The following is a 17,965-nucleotide window of genomic DNA, read 5'->3' as shown; positions in this document are numbered from 1 at the left end:
CATCTGTTTCACGCCCATGTCTCTTCTTATGAACAAACATTAAATCATTCATCGTGGAGCTGACTGCAAACACCGTCCGGGATGAACTGGTAGAACGATGTAAACAGGGTGACAGCCTGAGTTATCAATTGTTGTATCAACGTTATTCCAAAGCCATGTACAACACCAGTCTGCGTATTGTGAACAATACGGCAGACGCGGAAGATGTTCTCCAGGAAGCGTTCCTGGATGCGTTCCGTTCGCTCAACGATTTTCATTACCGCTCCACGTTTGGAGCCTGGCTAAAGAAGATCGTGATCAACAAATCGATCAATGCGTTGCGCAAGCGACGCGGCCATTTCGTGGAGATCGACGAAGAGCGCGAAGACGGCGTTCATGCCATTGCGCAGGAGGAGCCGATCGACGAAGCGGACCTGCAATACCGGGTGGCCGAAGTCAAGAAGGCCATCCAACGATTGCCCGACGGTTACCGGGCCGTGGTGAGCCTCTACCTGCTGGAGGGGTACGACCAGGAAGAGATTGCAGGCATCCTGCACATTTCGCACAATACGGTGCGGACCCAATATGTAAGAGCGAAACAAAAGCTACTGTCTATTATAAAACAAGGAGGATTATTATGAGTACCCGTTTTGAACAATTCATGCGCGATCACCGGGAGGATTTTGACAGTGATGAACCGGCCCCACAGGTGTGGACGAAGCTGGAGAAAGAGCTGAAGCCGCGTGAGCAGAAAGGGAAAGTATTGTCCATGAAGATCATGCGCTGGAGCGTGGCGGCGGCCATTATGGTGCTGGCGGGCCTGGGGGTGTATCACCTGTTTGTTCCCAATGGTAAAGTCGGTCCGGACAATAATGCGATTGTCCAGGATGAAAAGTCCGGCAAGAAGCAGTCGCCGGAAGGGGATGTGTTGCTGAAAGACATTAACCCGACCTATGCTAAAGAAGTTTATCATTTCACCCAGCTCATCGAACTCAAGCAAAGTGAGCTGAAGCAAATCGAGAAAGACAATCCGACCTTATACAAACAATTCCTGCAAGACATTTCAAGGCTCGACAGCTCTTACAACACATTGAAGAGCGAACTGCCCACCAATGCCAACCGGGAGCAACTCTTAGAAGCGATGATCCAGAATTTGCGGCTGCAGACCGAGTTACTGAATCAACAGCTTCAGATCATCCAACAAATTAAAAAATCTAAATCGGGCAATAATGAAAGCAATGGTAAGATCGTATAGTGCATTGTTGTTAGTGGCTTCTCTGGCTTTACAAACTGCTGTGATGGCGGCAGGCGATCCGCTGGTAGAAAAGAAAAAGACTTTCTCTAAATCGTATAGCGTTACTTCGGCCGACAAGATCAAGGTGAGCAACTCATTTGGCGAGATGAAGATCAGCACCTGGAGCAAAAATGAAGTGAAGGTAGACGCCACCATCACTGCTGAAGCGGGCAGCGACGAACGGGCACAAAAGCTGCTGGATGCGATCTCGATCGACGCAGACAATAGTGGCAATGATGTTACTTTCAAAACACGCATTGGCGATAACAACAATAGTCGCGAGAAGGGCGAGAAGCAAAGTTTCAGCATTAATATGGTGGTATATGTTCCGGATGGATACCAGTTTACGGCCACGAATGAATTTGGCCCCATGTCGATCGGCGATTACAACGGACCGGCCAATTTCGTGAGCAAGTTTGGCAGCTTTACTGCCGGCAAACTGACGAAGGCGAAAGTACTGGTTGAGTTTGGCAAGGTAAATCTCGGTGCTTTCAATTCGGGTACGCTGGCCATCAAGTTCTCCCGCGGGCTGATTGAGAATGTAACGGGTGACGTACGTGGTACGTTCGAGCATTGCAGCGGCATCAAACTTAACTTACAGAATAGCATCAAATCGCTCGACGTCAAGAATGATTTTACGCCCTTGTATGTAGATGTGCCAACGAGTATTTCGGCCAGCTTCAATGTCAAGACGAGCTTTGGCGAACTCAGCAACAAGACCTCCTTCCCTATCAAGAAAGACGACGACGACGAAGACAGTCATGGGCCCAAATTCGACCACCAGTACATCGGTGTAGCCGGCAGCGGCAGTGCTTCGGTGCGGATCAAAGCCAGCTTCCAGACTGTTACGATTGGCCACAACCTTTCGTTCGACATTGACAAAGACGACGACAAGAAGGATAGGAAGAGAACGAGGAATATATAAGCCAGGAAAACACAAGATACAAGGACTGCGGTGGATAGAATGTGTGCGCAAAACTTGCAGTCAGCAGAGTCGAAGACTCTCTACGACGGGGCACTCCGGAAACGGGGGCCCTGTTTTTTTTGGGGGGCTTTGTTCGTCGGTCGGATTTCCGGGTTGATCGTGATACATGGGGAAGGCTTGAGCGGAGCGATTATCTTTGACTCTTAAATTGAACTATATGAGAAAATTCTCCTTGCTGCTGGTGCTGATCGTGTTGGTTTGCGCCGCAGGTTTTGCCCAACAAAAAGAAGCTACGACCGGCAAGAAGCCAGCCGACCAGATACGACAATACTGGTTTGTGATCTTAACGAAGGGCCCCAACCGCGCGCAGGATTCTGCTACGGCCGCCGAAATACAGAAAGCACACCTCAACAATATCAACCGCCTCTATAACGAAGGAAAGATCAAAGTGGCTGGTCCGTTCGGCAAAAACGAACTGGGCTACCAGGGGCTGTTCATTATTGATTGTCCTACCCGCGAGGAAGTGGAGCAGTTGCTGCAGACCGACAAAGCAGTGGCTTCGGGCCGGTTGAAATTCGAGGTGCTGCCCTGGTATACAGCGCCTATCGGGAGTTTTGTGCCCGGTAAGCCGGCCAAACCGTATAATGATTAATTTTGCCGTTCACTTTTACTGATTGCCTATGACCATCGAAGACATTCAAACAATCTGCGGCAAGTGGGCCGGTGTTACACAAGACATTAAATGGGAAAACCATCTTTGCTTCAATGTGGGTGAGAAGATGTTCCTGGTGACCGCACCGGATGAGGTGCCTATTTCGGCTTCTTTTAAAGTGGCAGATGAGGAGTTTGATGAAGTGAGTGCCCGGCCGGGTTGTAAGCCGGCGCCGTACATGGCCCGGTACAAGTGGGTATGGATCGACGATATCAACCGCATTGGCAAGAAAGAGTGGACGCGTTTGCTAACCTCCTCCTATGACCAGGTGGCTGCAAAGTTGCCGGCGAAGAAAAGAAAGGAATTGGGGTTATAGGGAGCAAAAAAAGGTCCGCGGTGGCGGACCCTGATCTTGTAAAGCTATTTATTTACGTAACGGCCTGCGGGCCGTTTTTTGTTATGGCTACTTGATGTATCCGGCCATTTCCAGCTGGTAGGCTTTGGCCACTTCGGTTGCTTTCACGGCAAAGTCTTCGCCGGTAGAAGCATAGATGATCGCACGGCTCGCATTGACGAGGATGCCAATATCTTTATTCATGGCCTTTTCGGAGATCTCCTTCAGACTTCCTCCCTGTGCGCCCACGCCGGGCACGAGGTAGAAATGATCGGGGGTGAGCTGGCGTATGTTGGTGAACCAGTCGCTTTGTGTGGCGCCGATCACATACATCAGGTTTTCCGGAGTGCCCCATTGCGCCGCCGTGTTGAGCACCTTTTCATAGAGAAGCCCATCGCCGGCTGGTTGCAGCTCGAAGTCGGACGCGCCGGTGTTGGAAGTTAAGCCGAGGAGGATGGTCCACTTTCCTTTATACTCCAGAAAGGGTTTCACGCTATCGGCCCCCATGTAGGGCGCTACGGTGATAGCATCGAAGTTCATAGTTTCGAAGAATGCCTTTGCGTATTGTGTAGAGGTATTGCCGATATCGCCGCGCTTGGCATCGGCGATCTTGAAATGCGTATCGGGTATATAATCAACCGTGCGTTCCATGGCTTCCCATCCTACCAGTCCCAATGCTTCGTAAAAGGCGGTATTGATCTTATAGCTGACGCAATAATCTTTGGTGGCATCGATGATGCGCTTATTGAATTCGAACACCGGCTCGGGTGAGGAGAGCAGGTGGCGGGGGATCTTGGTAATGTCGGTATCGAGTCCGACGCAGAGATAACTCTTCTTAGTCCTGATCTGTTCTACTAATTGTGCACGTGTCATGTCGTAATGTATTTTTAGCGGCGTACTTATTGTCTGATTAAGCGGGCTAAGGTATCTACAAATTTCCATACCTCTTCATAGGTATTGTACAGGGCCACGGGGGCGAGGCGGATGACGTTCGGCTCGCGCCAGTCGACAATGATGCCTGCTTCGGTGAGCGCATCGAATAACTGCCTACCCTTGCGGTGCACCAGCAGGGAGATCTGACTGCCGCGGGCGGCTTCGCTGCGGGGTGTGATGATCTCGAGGCGGGCTTGCGGGATGGAAGTTTCGAGTTCTTCTACCAGGTACCAGAGCCAGGCATTGAGCTGCTGCCGCTTTTGCTGTATGTTTTGCCAGCCTGCTTCTTCCACGATCTCCAGGGCAGCTTTATGGGCGGCGTAGAGCAATACCGAGGGGGTACTCAGTTGCCATCCCTGTGCGCCGGCATCGGGCACAAATCCTTTTTCCATTTTGAAGCGGGTGGCTTTGTCGTAACCCCACCAGCCTGCAAACCGATGCAGGGTGGGATCGTTGTGGTAACGCTCGTGGATGTAGGCGCCACCGATGGCGCCGGGGCCGCTGTTGAGGTATTTATAACTGCACCAGCAGGCGAAGTCGACGTTCCAGTCGTGCAGCTGCACGGGTACGTTACCTGCCACGTGTGCGAGATCGAAACCTACCTTCGCCCCTGCTGCCTGCGCGGCGCGGGTGATCGTCGCCATATCGAAAAGCTGACCGGTATAATAGTTGATGCCACCCCATAGTACGAGGGCGAGTTCGTCTTTGTGCTGATCGATCGCAGCGAGTATATCTTCTTCGCGGATGGTATGTTCGCCTGTGCGCGGAGCTACTTCTATGAGTACTTCAGCCGGATCGAAGCCATGGTGTTTTACATGGGTTTCGAACATGTACTGATCGCTGGGGAAGGCTTTGGCTTCGCAAATGATCTTGCGGCGTTTGCCTTCGGGGCGATAGAAGGTGACCATGAGCAGGTGCAGGTTGACCGTGAGTTGGTTCATGACCACTACTTCGTGTGGTAAGGCACCTACTACTGCTGCTAATGGCTGTATCAGTTGATCGTGGTATTGCAACCATTGGTTATCGCCCATAAACCAACCTTCTACGCCGTAATCGGCCCAGTTGCCGAGTATCTGGTGCAGGCGTTCTTTGGTGCGGCGCGGTTGCAAGCCGAGGGAGTTGCCCAGGAAATAGAGCTGTTGCTTTCCGTTGTGCTCCGGTATGATGAACTGATCGCGATATTTTGCCAACGGATCGATGCGATCAAGCTGTTGGGCGTATGTGATGCTGTTTTCGAATGCCATGTGTTGCTGAATGGTGCTTGTTGCGTGTACTGCCGAATAATTTACTGGGCGCCTGGTTTGTTTGACACGGGCACTATGTGGCTTCCGTTATATGGATCCCGTTTTGCCACCATCAACGGGAATGCTGGTGCCATTGATGTAGGCTGCCGCGGGGCCGGCCAGGAATGCTGCCAGGGCAGCGAGTTCGGCCGCTTCTCCAAACCGGCGTGCCGGTATCTCCTTCAACATTTCTTTTTCTATCTCATCGGGCGAGCGGTTGCTGCGCTTCGCGTTGTTTTGAATGAGGCTGGTGAGGCGTTGGGTTTTGGTGAGGCCGGGTAGGATATTGTTGACCGTAATGCCGAATTGACCCAATTCATTGGCCAGGGTTTTCGCCCAGGAGGCGGTGGCGCCGCGGATCGTATTGCTGACGCCCAGGTTCGCGATGGGTATGCGTACGGAGGTGGACACGATGTTGATGATGCGGCCATATGCGGCGGCCTTCATGCCGGGTATTACGGCCTGCACGAGCAGCTGGTTGCAGATGATGTGCTGGTTAAAGGCGGCGAGGAAGGCTTCGGGCGCGGCGTCACTGATGGGACCTGGAGTGGGCCCACCGGTATTGTTGATCAATAGGTGTACGGGCTGCTTTGCCACGATGTTGTCGATGGCTTGTTTTACCTGGGTGGGCTGCGAAAAGTCGGCCACCTGGTAACTGTGTTGCTGGCCATGGGGCTTGGGCAGGGTGGCGGCCACCTCTTTCAACGTGGTTTCGTTGCGTGCCAGCAGGATGCAGGTGGCGCCGAGGCCGGCGAGTTCCTGCGCGATGGCGAATCCGATGCCCTGTGTGCTGCCGCCGATGACGGCTGTTTTACCCTGTAAAGATGTATTCATCTCCTTTGTTTTGAATGGGGCAAAGGTAGGGGAAGAATGGCGTGGGGTGAAATGAGGGGCCTGGGGTAAGTAAATAAAAAACGGCCTGCAGGCTCGTGTGGAAGCGTGCAGGCCGGTTGCGTATGGTCTATTAAAACAAATTGGGATAATCGCTGATGATGCCATCAACGCCCATGGCTTTGAGCTTTTCGATGGTGGGTTTATCGTTGACCGTCCACGGCAGTATCCTGATCTTTTGCTTGTGGCAGGCTTCTACGAGTTCGGGTTTTACGAGGGTATACATCGGACTGTAGATATCGGGCGTGAATCCCAGCAGGCTGAGGTGTTCATCCAGCCCTTTTGCATCGGCCACCAGGGCAGCAGTGCGGATAGAAGGATATTTATCATTCAAATATTGCAGGGTGCGGAAATCGAATGATTGTATGATGACGCGGCTCTCGATGCCTTTGGATTTGATGACGGTCATCAGTCTATCTACAAACTCCTTTGGCGCGGGATGGTATTGGTTGTCTGTTTTCGGATTGCATTTGGTTTCGATGTTGTAGAACACCGGCACGAGGTTCTTGCTTTGTACATAGGCTTCGACGGAGTCAATGACTTTGCTGAGCAGTGGTTTGGTAGCGGCGAGTTTGTGTTGGTCTTTGAAACCGGGATTGGGGGCCAGGCCTACGTCGTAGCGCTGGGTCTCTTCGTAGGTCATCCCAAATATATTGAGGCCTTTTTCTTCCTGTGGGGTTACGCGTGTGCCATCGGGTTTGGTGGTGATGGCGGAGCTGAAGTAGGTATCGTGCGACAGGATGACCTGGTTATCTTTGGTGATCACGGCATCCATCTCGAGCGTGGTGACGCCCACGTCGATGGCGTGGTACATGGCGGGGATGGTGTTCTCGGGCATGAGTCCGCGGCAGCCGCGGTGCCCTTCTTTATCGAAGGCAGGTAGGTTGGCCTGGTGCTGTTTCAATGTATCGGTGCTTTTGCGGGTGGCATGGCAACTGACGACCAGTGCTACGATCAATACCAATTCTAAGAGCTCTTTCATTCGTTTCATTATTCAAGGTTACAACTTCTTCGGTATGGCGACCCTGGACTATCGTTTAAATAATTGTGATCTTCTTTCTTCCATCTCCAGTGCTATGCGACGGGCATCTTCGGTTCCTTCATTGAGGTCATTGATGATGTTGTCGTAGCTGGCTTCGTCACGGTTCTGGCTCAGCTTAAATACATTGTCGATCTGCGTTACGACGATCTCGATGCCTACGATGGCTTTGATGAGTTTGGCGATGTATTCTTCGGGCAAGTTTTCGTAGGCGCCGGGCGTGTGGGGGCCGCCTTCGAAATGGGTGGTGGTGTCGCGCAGCACCTGGCGCAGGTCGGCTTCTTCCAGGAAGCTGAGTTCGCCCTGGGCCTGTACGGTGATGTAATTCCAGGTGGATCCCTGTTGGGGGTCGGTGTACAGGCTGGCGCTGACGTAGGTGTGGGGACCGGTAAAGAGGGCGAGTACGTGCGGGTTCTGCTGAAAGGCTTTGTGGTGGTCGGTATTGCGCATGACGTGTCCACGGAGGACGAGCTTCCCGTTGCGTTCTGCAAAGAGAAAGGGGACCTGTGTAGCGACCGGTTTATGATCGGCGCTGACGCCCGTGAGCACCGCGAAGGGATGAGCCTTCATGAATGCGACGACCGTTTCAAAGTTCTTTTCTTTGAAATAAGGCAGATGGTACATGGTGCGAAGGTATTTGGTCCTTCCTTTTGTGGTTATTGATAATGGCTGAACCGGCTATTACACTGGTTAAGCCGCGCAAAATTACTTGATCGAAAGCAATTTTGACGGGAAATAAAGGGCGGGTGGGAACAAATGTGCACGTTTTGGGGAATAATAGCAGGAAAAGACGGGGGAAGGCTCCCAGACTCCCGCCTCTATCAATGACTTTTCTTCTGTTGGCCGGGGGCGTAGGGCTTGGCCGATTTAGAACCCGTGAGCTTTTTCGCCTGGCCGGGCGGCAGGGGTTTGGCTGGCTTGGATGCGGGTGGGCGAGACTTGACTACCAATGGTTTATTGCTACAGGCAGTTGCAGCGACCATGGTGATGGCGAGGAGGAGCAGTAAGGCGTTTTTCATATCAGGGTGTTTGGAATGTGTTTTCAAAGGTGATGCCGTGGGTGGCAATCGGCGGCAAGATAGTGAGGGGTCCGTACTTTGACAAGTTTTCTACCCAGTTACCTTGAAGGGGGTTCTGCGGGTTGGGTGGGCAACCGGTGCAAGTATGTAAACGGCCGGCGCCTTTGGCGCCGGCCGTGGATTATGGTGTCTTTTCATTTTTAATTGCTATTCAATCACTTCCGCTACTTTGCGGCTGCCCAGGTTGGCATTGCGCATGGAGATGGAGCGAATGGTATTGGCGGCAAACTCTTCGAAGGCTGCTTTGGTGATGGCGTCGTCGCCCACCATAGCCGGCACGCCCTGATCGCCCCCTTCGCGGATAGACTGTACCAGGGGTATTTGACCCAGGAAGGGGATCTCGTACTCATCGGCCAGTTTTTTACCACCATCTTTTCCGAATATATAATATTTATTATCGGGCAGTTCGGCCGGTACGAAGTAGCTCATGTTCTCGACCAGGCCGATCAGGGGCACTTTAAGTTGGGCCTGACCGAACATGGCGATCGCCTTCTTGGCATCTGCCAGCGCTACATCCTGCGGAGTGGTGACCACCACCACGCCGGTAACGGGAGCGGTTTGCATGAGGGTGAGGTGTATATCGCCGGTGCCGGGAGGCATATCAATAAATAAATAATCGAGTTCATCCCAATCCACGTCGGTCACAAACTGACGGATGGCGGATGACGCCATGGGGCCGCGCCATACCACTGCATTCTTTTCATCGACGAGGAGGCCGATCGACATGATCTTTATGCCATATCGTTCAAGGGGTACGATCATTCCTTTATCGGATCCTTCCACAGATTTCATCATGGGACGTTCGCCGCGAACGCCAAACATGATGGGCACGCTGGGTCCGTAAATATCAGCATCCATGAGTCCTACCCGGGCGCCTTTTTTCGCGAAAGCCAGTGCCAGGTTGGCAGCAACAGTGCTCTTCCCTACTCCACCTTTTCCCGATACCACGGCGATAATATTATTAACGCGGGGCAGCACAGCGCGGGTGTCCTTGCGGGCGGTAGAAATGTTGGAGGTAAAGTTGACGACGACGGTAGCTTCTTTGTTGACAAGGAGTTTGACGGCGTTTACGCATGCATTGCGGATATGATCTTTCATGGGACAAGCGGGCGTGGTGAGTACCACTGTAAAGGACACGAAGTTGCCTTCCACCACTACGTCTTTCACCATATTCAGTGTCACAATGTCTTTTCCGAGATCGGGCTCCTGCACGTTGCTCAATGCCTCTAAAACTTTGTCGGGGGTCATCATCTAATTGTTTTGTTAAAATGAATCTGTTTGCTGCAAAATTAACCAATAACGGGGTGATTTTGTTGAGAGTATTTGGCGGTAACCTGTATATTTGGACTGCATGAAGAGACATTTACTACTAGCCGTTTTGTTTGCTGTGGCTTTTCCGTTCCTGGCCAGTGCCCAATTCGAAAAGCTGAAGGATTCTGTGATCCAATTATATGGTGTGGTAATGACCGCCGACAGCTTAAAGGCGATCCCTTCGGTGAGTGTGGTGGTGAAAACGGACGGACGCGGTACGCAGACCAACGAACAGGGTGTGTTCTCGATCGTGGTGCAGAAAGGCGATGTGATCGAGTTTTCGTCGGTGGGGTATAAAACCAAGCAGGCGGTGATTCCCCGCGACCTGGAGGGCAATCAATACAGCCTGTTGCAACTGATGGTGACGGATGCGCAGTACCTGCCGGCCACGATCATCAAACCGAGGCCTACCAAGGAGCAGTTTGATCGCGACTTCGTGAATACGCCGGTGGCCGATGATGACCTGGAGACGGCGCGCAAGAACAATGATGAAACGAAGCGCCGGGTGATTGCGCGGACCTTACCGCGCGACGGCCAGGAGAACAGCAATATGTTGCTGAATAATAATTCGCGCCGCTATTATTATAATGGGCAGGCGCCGCCACAGAATATCTTCAACCCGTTTGCATGGGGCGAGTTCATCAAGGCCTGGAAGCGGGGAGATTTCAAGAACAAGAATTAATGTTATTGTGATTTATAGGGAAAGCGCCTCTTCGGGCGCTTTTTTGTTTTGGGAGATGCCGGGGCAGTACCGCAGCTAAGGGGTTTTGTAAAAAGCGGATCGATGGAGGGTTTGGTGGTGGACGAGCGGAAGGGCTGCGTGGGCAGCAGAGAGGCAGGCCTGGCGGAATGACGCAGGGTTGACTTATAACCACAAAGCGCCCTTGTGGGGCGCTTTACTGGCTCGGTGGATTAAGGCTGTTGCCGGGAGGGCTGCTCTCCAGGAGCTACTTATGTGTTTATTATCGTACCCTCTCCCACCCTGGCTTTTGGCTGGCCAGTTTTGATACTCATGGTTGTGTTGATTGGGGACCACGGCTCATCCATCAAAGTGAAACTTTTTGCTTTTACGCGACACCTTGATAAAGCATCAATTTTCAATTACGCTTTATGTAAAAATGCTACTAATCGTTGCCCGTAACGGTATGCTATAACGCGCTACTTCTCACTTCTAAAAGCGGCCTGCCTCTGCCCAATGCGATTGGCAGGCCGGGTTTTGTTGCTATCTATGAACCAAAAGGTAAGGATGAATATCTTTCAACTATAGGATGTGCTACCCGGTTATTTTCCATACTAATTTTTGAAGTTTTTTTTTAGAGTGCCCCTCCTGACATAGGGCTGTCACTCACCTGGCCTTTCTTTGGTCCATAAAATTTTATGCGCCATGGAAAAACTGGACCTCACTAAAAAGTACAAGTCTTATTACTCCGCTAAAACGAAGCCGGAACTTACGGAGTTCGGGGAGCTTCCATATATCTCTATCGCGGGTAAGGGCGATCCCAGCGGGCCTGCCTTTGCCGACCGGGTGCAGGCCCTGTATTCCGTTGCTTATGCGATCAAATTTCACTACAAGGGCGAAGGGAAAGATTTTGCCGTGCCCAAGCTGGAAGGCCAGTGGTGGTTTGACCATGAGCAATATACCGGCATCGGGATGGCGGAGGCGCCGAAGGCTGTGCCCCGCAGCGAATGGTTGTTCAGACTGCTGCTCATGATCCCTTCTTATGTGAGCGAGCAAGTTATTGAGGCGATGACCGGCTCTGTTGCCGCCAAGAAAGCGTTACCAATGGCAAAGGAGGTGCAGTTCTTTTCGCTGCACGAGGGCAAATGTGTGCAGCTGCTTCATGTGGGTCCTTTTGACCGGGAGCCGGAAAGCCTGCAAATGATCGCCGATTTTTCGCGGGAACAACATTTGCAGCAAAATGGTTTACATCATGAGATCTACCTGAGTGATTTCAGGAAGACGGCACCCGAGAAACTGAAGACGATCTTACGTGAACCTGTGAAATGACCCATCTGTGCCCCAGCTTGAACTTATTCGGGCATTTACATTGACTCAAATTAAGAATACCGCACTCCGTTAGTACAGAACACTTAATTTGATGATCTAAAATATTGGACAGTTTTAATGTTACGTATTATGAAGCCGGCCCTGCATGTCTATGCGGGGCCTTTTGGTACGTTGCGGTTCTTCTACATTTGTGGAAACGGGGCTCCGCAGGCGGTACTGGCTTTTAATGTAGGTCTCCGTGGCTGGCGGCTGGCTACCGGTCTTCCTATGATTTTCGTATATTGATGGCTTCTATACCCCTTCTACGATGAAGCGATCGATGATCCCCTTCCTGACCTATCTCGTGCTGGTAATTGTAACATCACCGCTGACGCCCTATTTCAGTTTATCGGAGGTTCCAGGATGGCATACGGATGCTATGTCTCCCTTTTCGCTCCTGGCCCTGGTGAACTGGGTTCCATTGCTGTTGGTCATGCTGGGCTATTGGCATTTGTCCAAACGTTTTAACCAGGTGAATATGAAACTGTTTGGCCTGCACCTGCTACTAACGTTGCCACTGATGGTGGTCGACTACTTCTCCGTACTGATTATTGAATGCGTAGACGACTATAAGGCCACGCTGAAATCCCTGTTTCTGATGGCTCAATTTTATCCCTGGCTGGTGCTGGCCTTCTGGGCGGGGCAGGCGGTGTTCGGGATATATTATTGGGGAAGGGTGAAGGAGAAGGGAGAGAACCGCACTTTCAGTTGATCCCCATCAATCCCGATACCGTGTTTTTCACGTTTCGATGGCCGTATCAGAAAAAAGATGATTTTCTTTTGGTACAGCCAGGCGGTTTTGTTGTTTCTATATTAAAGGATAAGGTTTAATGGTTAACGAATTTGATTAGTGTACGCCCTGCGTTTTTACGCGGGGCATTTTTGGTATGTGAGAAATGTACACAAAGCGAAAGAACTCGAAATACTGCAGCTCCTGGGTTACGTTCTTAACGAATTCATTTGATTTAAACCTCCACCACCGCATCTACCCGAAACCCATAATACTCCCGGCGGCGTACATAACCCAGCTGATTGGTCAGCAGGCGGGTATTGCCGATCGTAAACTCCAGCGTGTTCTGGTGGTGGTGGCCATAGATCCAGGCCGCAATCGGCGATGATTCAATATACTCAAATAGTTCGGTTGCGAATGCCTCATTGACCACCGATCCCCTGAACTGTTTCGGGTAGTGCTGGAAGGTAGGCACGTGGTGCGTGACCACCATACGGGAACCCGTAGTCTCCGCTACAGCCTTTTCGATAAATGCCCGGCAATCCCTGTGCAGACGATTGCTGTGCAAGGGACGAAAACGCTCGCCCTGGTAAGTGATATTCCGGAAATCCGTCACCGCCCGGGCTACGTCCCACTCCGCCGCCGGACTGATATGTGACCATAGGGTTGAAAAGATCAGTGATAGACCGTCCAGCTGCTCCACTGTATTGTTGAGCAGAAAGACATTGGAGCGGATAACTTCGCGAAAACTGCCACTTCGGTTCGTTATATCGCTCCCAAAATATTCGTGGTTGCCGGGCAACCAATAAGTGGTTTTGAAATGATCCGCCAGGTACTCGAGGAACTCGTGATGCTGATCCATTTCTGCGAAAGGAAGGATATCGCCGGCCAGGACCAGAATGTCAGCCGCCGGGCGTAGCGGGTTTGCCTTAAACCATTTGGCATTCTCGGGCATTTCAAGATGAAGGTCGGAACAGTACTGTATCGTCATTCGCAAATAAGCATGAATGTAAGCTTTTCCGGCAATCCATAACTCCCCACTAATCGATATAGGGGTCCATGATCCCGGTACGGTAATAAGATTGCTTATTTGTAAACTGTGCCGGATTGATGGATCCGCGAATGATATTACTGTATAGGATCTTTTCCTTTTCGGGATTGCGCGGATCAAGGTATTTCAACTCCACCCGGATGTATGTAGACAGCTCTCCTTCAAGATCGGGCACCACAAATTTCCAATGCGCAGCCGGCTCCAACTGAATCGTATGATAGCTGTTGCCACAAAATGAAGACGGCATATACTGGATATCCTGCCATTGCCCTTTTTCGTCCTGCGCCTGCATCTTCAAATACAAACGGCTATCGACGGCCCGGAACTGTAGGGTATCTGCTGTTGTATTCATGACATACAGGGGATACCCATTGTAGCGCCAACCAAAGGTATCAACGCGCATGGTGTCGATCACGACTGATAAGCGGTTGGGTTGCTGCTGCCTACCCGGCAGGGTTTTCTGGGGAAAATTGCCCGATGTTGCCCAACCTCCGCTGTTGAATTCGCCATCCTTGCCAAGGGTAGAGTAAGCACTGCAATGGGCTCGCAGCATGAAATCGATATTCAATCTGCGCAAATGAGTAGTTGTATCCTGTTGCGCCTGCCATACCTGCTGCCCGGCTTCGTTGAACCAGGTGAGCCGATCGTCAACCACGGCCAACAGCAAGCCATTTACAAAACCCCGGCGGTCATACTGCTGCATGACTGGATTAATGACTGGCTTCTCTCCAATAGTGATCACCCCAAATGGCCCCTTATCTCCTTCTCCTTCATCCATGCCGAAATAAACAAAATCACCAACAATCCGATCGATGTAGGGCAAAGTGGGTTTTACCACAAAGGTTCCACTCTTATCTATAACACCCCAGCCCGTCTCCGTATCAACGGCAGCATAGGGCGTGCGGAATGGATCTTCCTCAACTCCCCGGTAAGGATCTTTATTAAGCACCCGGAATGCTGTATCTATCAGGTAATAAAGCTCTTCCTTCGTTCTGGCGAAGGCCCGCCCCCTCGAGAATTCAGTAACATTAGTATACAGCGTGTTGTCGAGCACTACTTTTCCGCGGATATCGATGTACCCTTCATGATCGGTTCCGTTTACCAAGGATATCCGTATGCGCCCTTCATGGTAGGTTCCCCAGATCAGATCGTAATCTTTTGGGTATTGCCTGAAGAGTTCGCGGCCCTTGGAATCAATCAGCACATAATCGCCCATTTCGTCCCATTTGCGCGACTTACTATCCGCAATTGCATAACCCTGACTGAATGGATTAATTTTGAAATACCTGCCAAACGGCACTATAACCCGCCCATTGGTGTCAATAACCGAGTACTGAGGCGACCGGGACCGTTTGCTGCGGGGGTTGTATTTTTCGACGACGGCCACGCCCTTGTCAAATACTTCCATTCTCCAATAGATTGTATCGAGCACCAACTTTCGCGTAGGTATATCTAACAACCCAACATGACCACTCTCCGTGTGTACAATGGCTTTGCGTGGACCGACGAACTCAAGGGTTTTGTATACAGGTGGAGCTATCGCTGTTCCCGTGCGATCAATGATAGTAGGCTTACCCTTGCGGGTAACGAGCGATACTCCATTCTGAAAATGAGCCGCCTTATCGAACTGCGGCTCTAATACATAATTGCCTCTGGTATCGATGAAACCATAGTAGCCATTTTCACGTACAGCCGCCAGGCCCTCGCTAAACGCCTCGCCACTGTGGTATTTTGTGGGTATCACTACCCGGCCCTGTGCATTGATATAACCAACTTTGCCCTGGTCTTCGATCCTAAAAAGGGTGTCTTGCCTGGCTGCAGCACTGAGCGATAATAGCAAAGCAATAATAAAGGTTCCAGGTATTTTCATTATCAGGAATTGTAGGTCAACGGCCAATTTAATCAGGCTATTGGACTGTTGCAAGGTTGGGGATCAGTTTTTATTCGATCGGCTCTTTCGCGTTCAACGGGAACTCCGACTGCTCCTGCAAAAACTGCGATGGATTCAATCTGACATTGATCGTATTACTGAATGCCAGCTCTATCTTGCCCGGATCGTGCGGATCGATGTACTCCAATACCACCCTTAATTTTGTTTGCAGTGTACCTTCAAAATGTGGCACCACAAATTTCCAATGAGCATCCGGTTCCAGGCGTATCCGATGATAGCTGTTTCCACAACTGGCCCAACGCTGCAAGTATTCGATATCCTGCCAGTGGCCTTCCTCGTTCAACGCCTGCATCCGCATATATAACCTGCTATCCATTGCTTTGAACTGTAAGGTATCGGTGGTGGTATTCACAATATACAGGGGATATGCCTGATAGTGTGTGGAGAATGTATCGAGCCGGGCAGTGTCAATTGTAAGCGAAAGGGCATTGACCGGGAGCCTGGTTGACAAACGCTTCTTACTGGGATAATTGGTGGATGCATACCAGCCATTGCTGTGTGGGTTTCCATCAGCACCGAGGGTGGAATAGGCTTCGTAATTCGCCCTTAACACCTGCCTCTTGTTCAGCAAAGCCAACGGCGCCGATGTATCCGATGACAGTTTGGCCGCAATAATTTGCTGTGTATTTGCCAGGGTTATCTGAGCAGTTGCGAGAACAACTACCGTTATCATCCATCGAATCCTCATAGTGCTGGTTTAAGGACGAAAAGGTACTGCTACTATCGGTTCGGCACAACGCGCCCAAACAACTTTAACGATTTTACTGGTTTTGCGACTTGCCAATTCCCTACCGGCGTTTGGTTTTCCCCGATGGTATTTCTATCTTGTTGACGACCTCCTCAACCCCGCCCCAATGGATTATATTTATTTCTTATTGATGGTGCTTACCGGACTACTCACAGCTGTGCCGGCCACCGTGTTCTTACATGAACTTGGGCATGCCGTGCCGATGCTGTTGCTTTCTAAACAGCCGGTAGGCCTCTTCATCGGTTCGCAGGGCAATAGCGGGCGCAACCTGCGCCTGAAACTGGGCAGACTGACCATGCATTTCCATTACAACCCATTTCGCTGGTACTATGGTTGTTGCTTTCCGCCGGGGGATATCTCCATTGGTGGGCAGATGCTGTATGTTGCGACGGGACCGTTGGTTTCACTAGCCACTTTTCTCGTTTGCTGGAATGTGTGGAAAGGTGAGGAACCGGGAGGATTTTACCACTTCTTTTTAACCTGCGCTACCATATACTCATTCTATACCATTCTGGCAACGGCTATCCCACGCCGGCAGGTTGGGCATAATGCCGACGGACAACCTTACGGCAATGACGGTCATAACTTTCTTGAACTGATCCGTTATTCCCTATTTCATGGTCCTTTCCGGGAAATGAATGAAGCCATCAACAACAGAGACTACCAATTGGCCAGTGATCTTTTTGAGCAGTATTTGCAGGATGGCGGACATGGCCGTAATGCCTACCGGATGGGTGCTTATATCTATTGCCATTTGAAACAGTATGACAGGGCCCTTGCCTTGCTGGACACTATCCGGTCGAAGCATTTCTTCAAAACCTACGACCACCAACTGCAGGGAACTATATACCTGGCACAATTACGCCTGGAGGATGCCCTGCCCATTTTTGAATCACTGCTGGATCGCAACCCAGATGATTCCCTAAGCCTAAACGCAAAAGGATATGCACTGGGCATGCTGGGCCGCCACGAAGAAGCTATGCAGGGCCTGAACAGGGCCATCCGGCTGGCACCAGGTTTCGCCTACGCTTACAATAACCGGGGATTCTCGAAGATCCTGCTTGGCCAATTAGAGGCAGGGTTGGCCGACCTTCAAAAGAGCCTGGACCTGGACGACAAAAACGGCTACGTGTTCCGCAACCTGGGACTTTATCACTTGAAGAAAAACGAACAGGCACCGGCACTCGAATATTTAGAGAAAGCCAAAGCTATCGATGCGGACATGCCCTTACTCGATGGTTATTTTCAGGAAGCCACTTCGATGACTGGGGAGACCAACTTTGCTGGTGAAATTACTCCTCCTCTACCCCTTCCAACAATTCGGTGATTTCTATTTCTAGCCCTTCGCAAACAGCCAGCAGGTAGAGGTATCCGGGATTGACGCCGCCCTGCTCAAGACGGTGTACCGACTGGGGATCTTTGTTGATGGTATGCGCCAGGGCCTTGAGGGAAAGTCCGCGCTCTTCGCGCAGTTGTCGCACCCTTTGTCCCAACGCATGGAGCTTTTGCTGGTCTTTTTTACTGAATGGCATGGCCAATGTTATTCCTATGCCAGAAAAAAATAGTCAACAGATTCGTTGATATATCGAAACCTCTTTGTATCTTTCCTATCGTTACGGCGCCTGCAGCTTTGAGATCAACCTACAATGACCGTTTTT

General features: G+C 51.0%; 20 protein-coding genes. 9 read left to right on the top strand and 11 right to left on the bottom strand.

From position 1 onward, the window contains the following. Nucleotides 1–53 precede the first annotated feature (53 nt). The 5 genes from P2H89_RS29065 (at nucleotide 54) to P2H89_RS29045 (ending at nucleotide 3,226) form a co-directional block, all read left to right on the top strand. Nucleotides 54–620 (top strand): sigma-70 family RNA polymerase sigma factor, encoded by a 567-nt coding sequence (locus P2H89_RS29065; protein WP_275833809.1) that lies wholly within the window; start codon nucleotides 54–56, stop codon nucleotides 618–620. Then, entirely contained in the window at nucleotides 617–1,234 is a 618-nt protein-coding gene (locus tag P2H89_RS29060) for a hypothetical protein (protein WP_275833807.1), read from the top strand. The genes P2H89_RS29065 and P2H89_RS29060 overlap by 4 nt, the downstream gene beginning before the upstream one ends. Then, the gene (locus tag P2H89_RS29055) at nucleotides 1,209–2,198 is read left to right on the top strand and encodes a hypothetical protein (protein ID WP_275833805.1); all 990 of its coding nucleotides are present in this window, start codon (nucleotides 1,209–1,211) and stop codon (nucleotides 2,196–2,198) included. Before P2H89_RS29060 ends, P2H89_RS29055 begins: the two co-directional genes overlap by 26 nt. A gap of 217 nt (nucleotides 2,199–2,415) precedes the next feature. After that, complete coding sequence (locus P2H89_RS29050; protein WP_275833803.1) at nucleotides 2,416–2,850, top strand: YciI family protein; 435 nt, start codon at nucleotides 2,416–2,418, stop codon at nucleotides 2,848–2,850. 28 nt (nucleotides 2,851–2,878) lie between these two features. Continuing rightward, nucleotides 2,879–3,226: an MmcQ/YjbR family DNA-binding protein gene (locus tag P2H89_RS29045; protein WP_275833801.1), complete on the top strand. Its 348-nt coding sequence runs from the start codon at nucleotides 2,879–2,881 to the stop codon at nucleotides 3,224–3,226. An 87-nt stretch (nucleotides 3,227–3,313) separates the two neighbouring features. Here P2H89_RS29045 and pyrF read toward each other — a convergent pair whose 3' ends face one another. The 7 genes from pyrF to P2H89_RS29010 all read right to left on the bottom strand — a co-directional run bounded on the left by pyrF (nucleotide 3,314) and on the right by P2H89_RS29010 (nucleotide 9,720). Further along, nucleotides 3,314–4,117 carry an orotidine-5'-phosphate decarboxylase gene (gene pyrF, locus P2H89_RS29040; protein WP_275833799.1) on the bottom strand — a complete coding sequence of 268 codons (804 nt, stop codon included), beginning with the start codon at nucleotides 4,115–4,117 and terminating at the stop codon, nucleotides 3,314–3,316. Between the two features lie 26 nt (nucleotides 4,118–4,143). Next, nucleotides 4,144–5,421 carry a kynureninase gene (kynU, locus tag P2H89_RS29035; RefSeq protein WP_275833797.1) on the bottom strand — a complete coding sequence of 426 codons (1,278 nt, stop codon included), beginning with the start codon at nucleotides 5,419–5,421 and terminating at the stop codon, nucleotides 4,144–4,146. 87 nt (nucleotides 5,422–5,508) lie between these two features. Beyond that, nucleotides 5,509–6,294 (bottom strand): SDR family oxidoreductase, encoded by a 786-nt coding sequence (locus P2H89_RS29030; RefSeq protein ID WP_275833795.1) that lies wholly within the window; start codon nucleotides 6,292–6,294, stop codon nucleotides 5,509–5,511. Nucleotides 6,295–6,424: 130 nt separating this feature from the next. Continuing rightward, complete coding sequence (locus tag P2H89_RS29025; RefSeq protein WP_275833793.1) at nucleotides 6,425–7,333, bottom strand: glycerophosphodiester phosphodiesterase family protein; 909 nt, start codon at nucleotides 7,331–7,333, stop codon at nucleotides 6,425–6,427. 48 nt (nucleotides 7,334–7,381) lie between these two features. Further along, entirely contained in the window at nucleotides 7,382–8,014 is a 633-nt protein-coding gene (locus P2H89_RS29020) for an FMN-binding negative transcriptional regulator (RefSeq protein WP_275833791.1), read from the bottom strand. Nucleotides 8,015–8,211: 197 nt separating this feature from the next. Then, nucleotides 8,212–8,409 (bottom strand): hypothetical protein, encoded by a 198-nt coding sequence (locus P2H89_RS29015; protein ID WP_275833789.1) that lies wholly within the window; start codon nucleotides 8,407–8,409, stop codon nucleotides 8,212–8,214. 207 nt (nucleotides 8,410–8,616) lie between these two features. Beyond that, a complete protein-coding gene (locus tag P2H89_RS29010; RefSeq protein ID WP_275833787.1) occupies nucleotides 8,617–9,720 on the bottom strand; it encodes an Mrp/NBP35 family ATP-binding protein in 1,104 nt (367 codons plus the stop codon). A 100-nt stretch (nucleotides 9,721–9,820) separates the two neighbouring features. Between P2H89_RS29010 and P2H89_RS29005 the strand changes: the two genes are divergently transcribed. The 3 genes from P2H89_RS29005 (at nucleotide 9,821) to P2H89_RS28995 (ending at nucleotide 12,539) form a co-directional block, all read left to right on the top strand. Next, complete coding sequence (locus P2H89_RS29005) at nucleotides 9,821–10,462, top strand: carboxypeptidase-like regulatory domain-containing protein (protein ID WP_275833785.1); 642 nt, start codon at nucleotides 9,821–9,823, stop codon at nucleotides 10,460–10,462. A 702-nt stretch (nucleotides 10,463–11,164) separates the two neighbouring features. After that, the gene (locus P2H89_RS29000; protein ID WP_275833783.1) at nucleotides 11,165–11,788 is read left to right on the top strand and encodes a GyrI-like domain-containing protein; all 624 of its coding nucleotides are present in this window, start codon (nucleotides 11,165–11,167) and stop codon (nucleotides 11,786–11,788) included. Nucleotides 11,789–12,095: 307 nt separating this feature from the next. After that, complete coding sequence (locus P2H89_RS28995) at nucleotides 12,096–12,539, top strand: hypothetical protein (RefSeq protein ID WP_275833781.1); 444 nt, start codon at nucleotides 12,096–12,098, stop codon at nucleotides 12,537–12,539. Nucleotides 12,540–12,792: 253 nt separating this feature from the next. On the opposite strand, the gene P2H89_RS28990 is transcribed toward P2H89_RS28995, so the two are convergent. The 3 genes from P2H89_RS28990 to P2H89_RS28980 form a co-directional block, all read right to left on the bottom strand. After that, on the bottom strand, nucleotides 12,793–13,548 hold the full coding sequence (locus tag P2H89_RS28990; RefSeq protein WP_275833779.1) for a metallophosphoesterase: 756 nt from the start codon (nucleotides 13,546–13,548) through the stop codon (nucleotides 12,793–12,795). Nucleotides 13,549–13,597: 49 nt separating this feature from the next. Further along, a complete protein-coding gene (locus P2H89_RS28985; protein ID WP_275833777.1) occupies nucleotides 13,598–15,478 on the bottom strand; it encodes a WG repeat-containing protein in 1,881 nt (626 codons plus the stop codon). Nucleotides 15,479–15,548: 70 nt separating this feature from the next. Continuing rightward, nucleotides 15,549–16,247, bottom strand: a complete 699-nt coding sequence (locus P2H89_RS28980; RefSeq protein WP_275833775.1) for a hypothetical protein — start codon at nucleotides 16,245–16,247, stop codon at nucleotides 15,549–15,551. Nucleotides 16,248–16,413: 166 nt separating this feature from the next. Between P2H89_RS28980 and P2H89_RS28975 the strand changes: the two genes are divergently transcribed. Continuing rightward, nucleotides 16,414–17,634 (top strand): tetratricopeptide repeat protein, encoded by a 1,221-nt coding sequence (locus P2H89_RS28975; protein ID WP_275833773.1) that lies wholly within the window; start codon nucleotides 16,414–16,416, stop codon nucleotides 17,632–17,634. On the opposite strand, the gene P2H89_RS28970 is transcribed toward P2H89_RS28975, so the two are convergent. Beyond that, on the bottom strand, nucleotides 17,600–17,839 hold the full coding sequence (locus P2H89_RS28970) for a helix-turn-helix transcriptional regulator (RefSeq protein WP_275833772.1): 240 nt from the start codon (nucleotides 17,837–17,839) through the stop codon (nucleotides 17,600–17,602). The two genes, P2H89_RS28975 and P2H89_RS28970, sit on opposite strands and share 35 nt — an antisense overlap. Between the last annotated feature and the right edge of the window lie 126 nt (nucleotides 17,840–17,965).

The sequence above is a fragment of the Paraflavitalea sp. CAU 1676 genome (genome assembly GCF_029223285.1).
Taxonomy (GTDB): Bacteria; Bacteroidota; Bacteroidia; order Chitinophagales; family Chitinophagaceae; genus Paraflavitalea.
The sequence above is the reverse complement of the archived record's forward strand: the minus strand, read 5'-3'. Positions and strand labels throughout refer to the sequence as shown.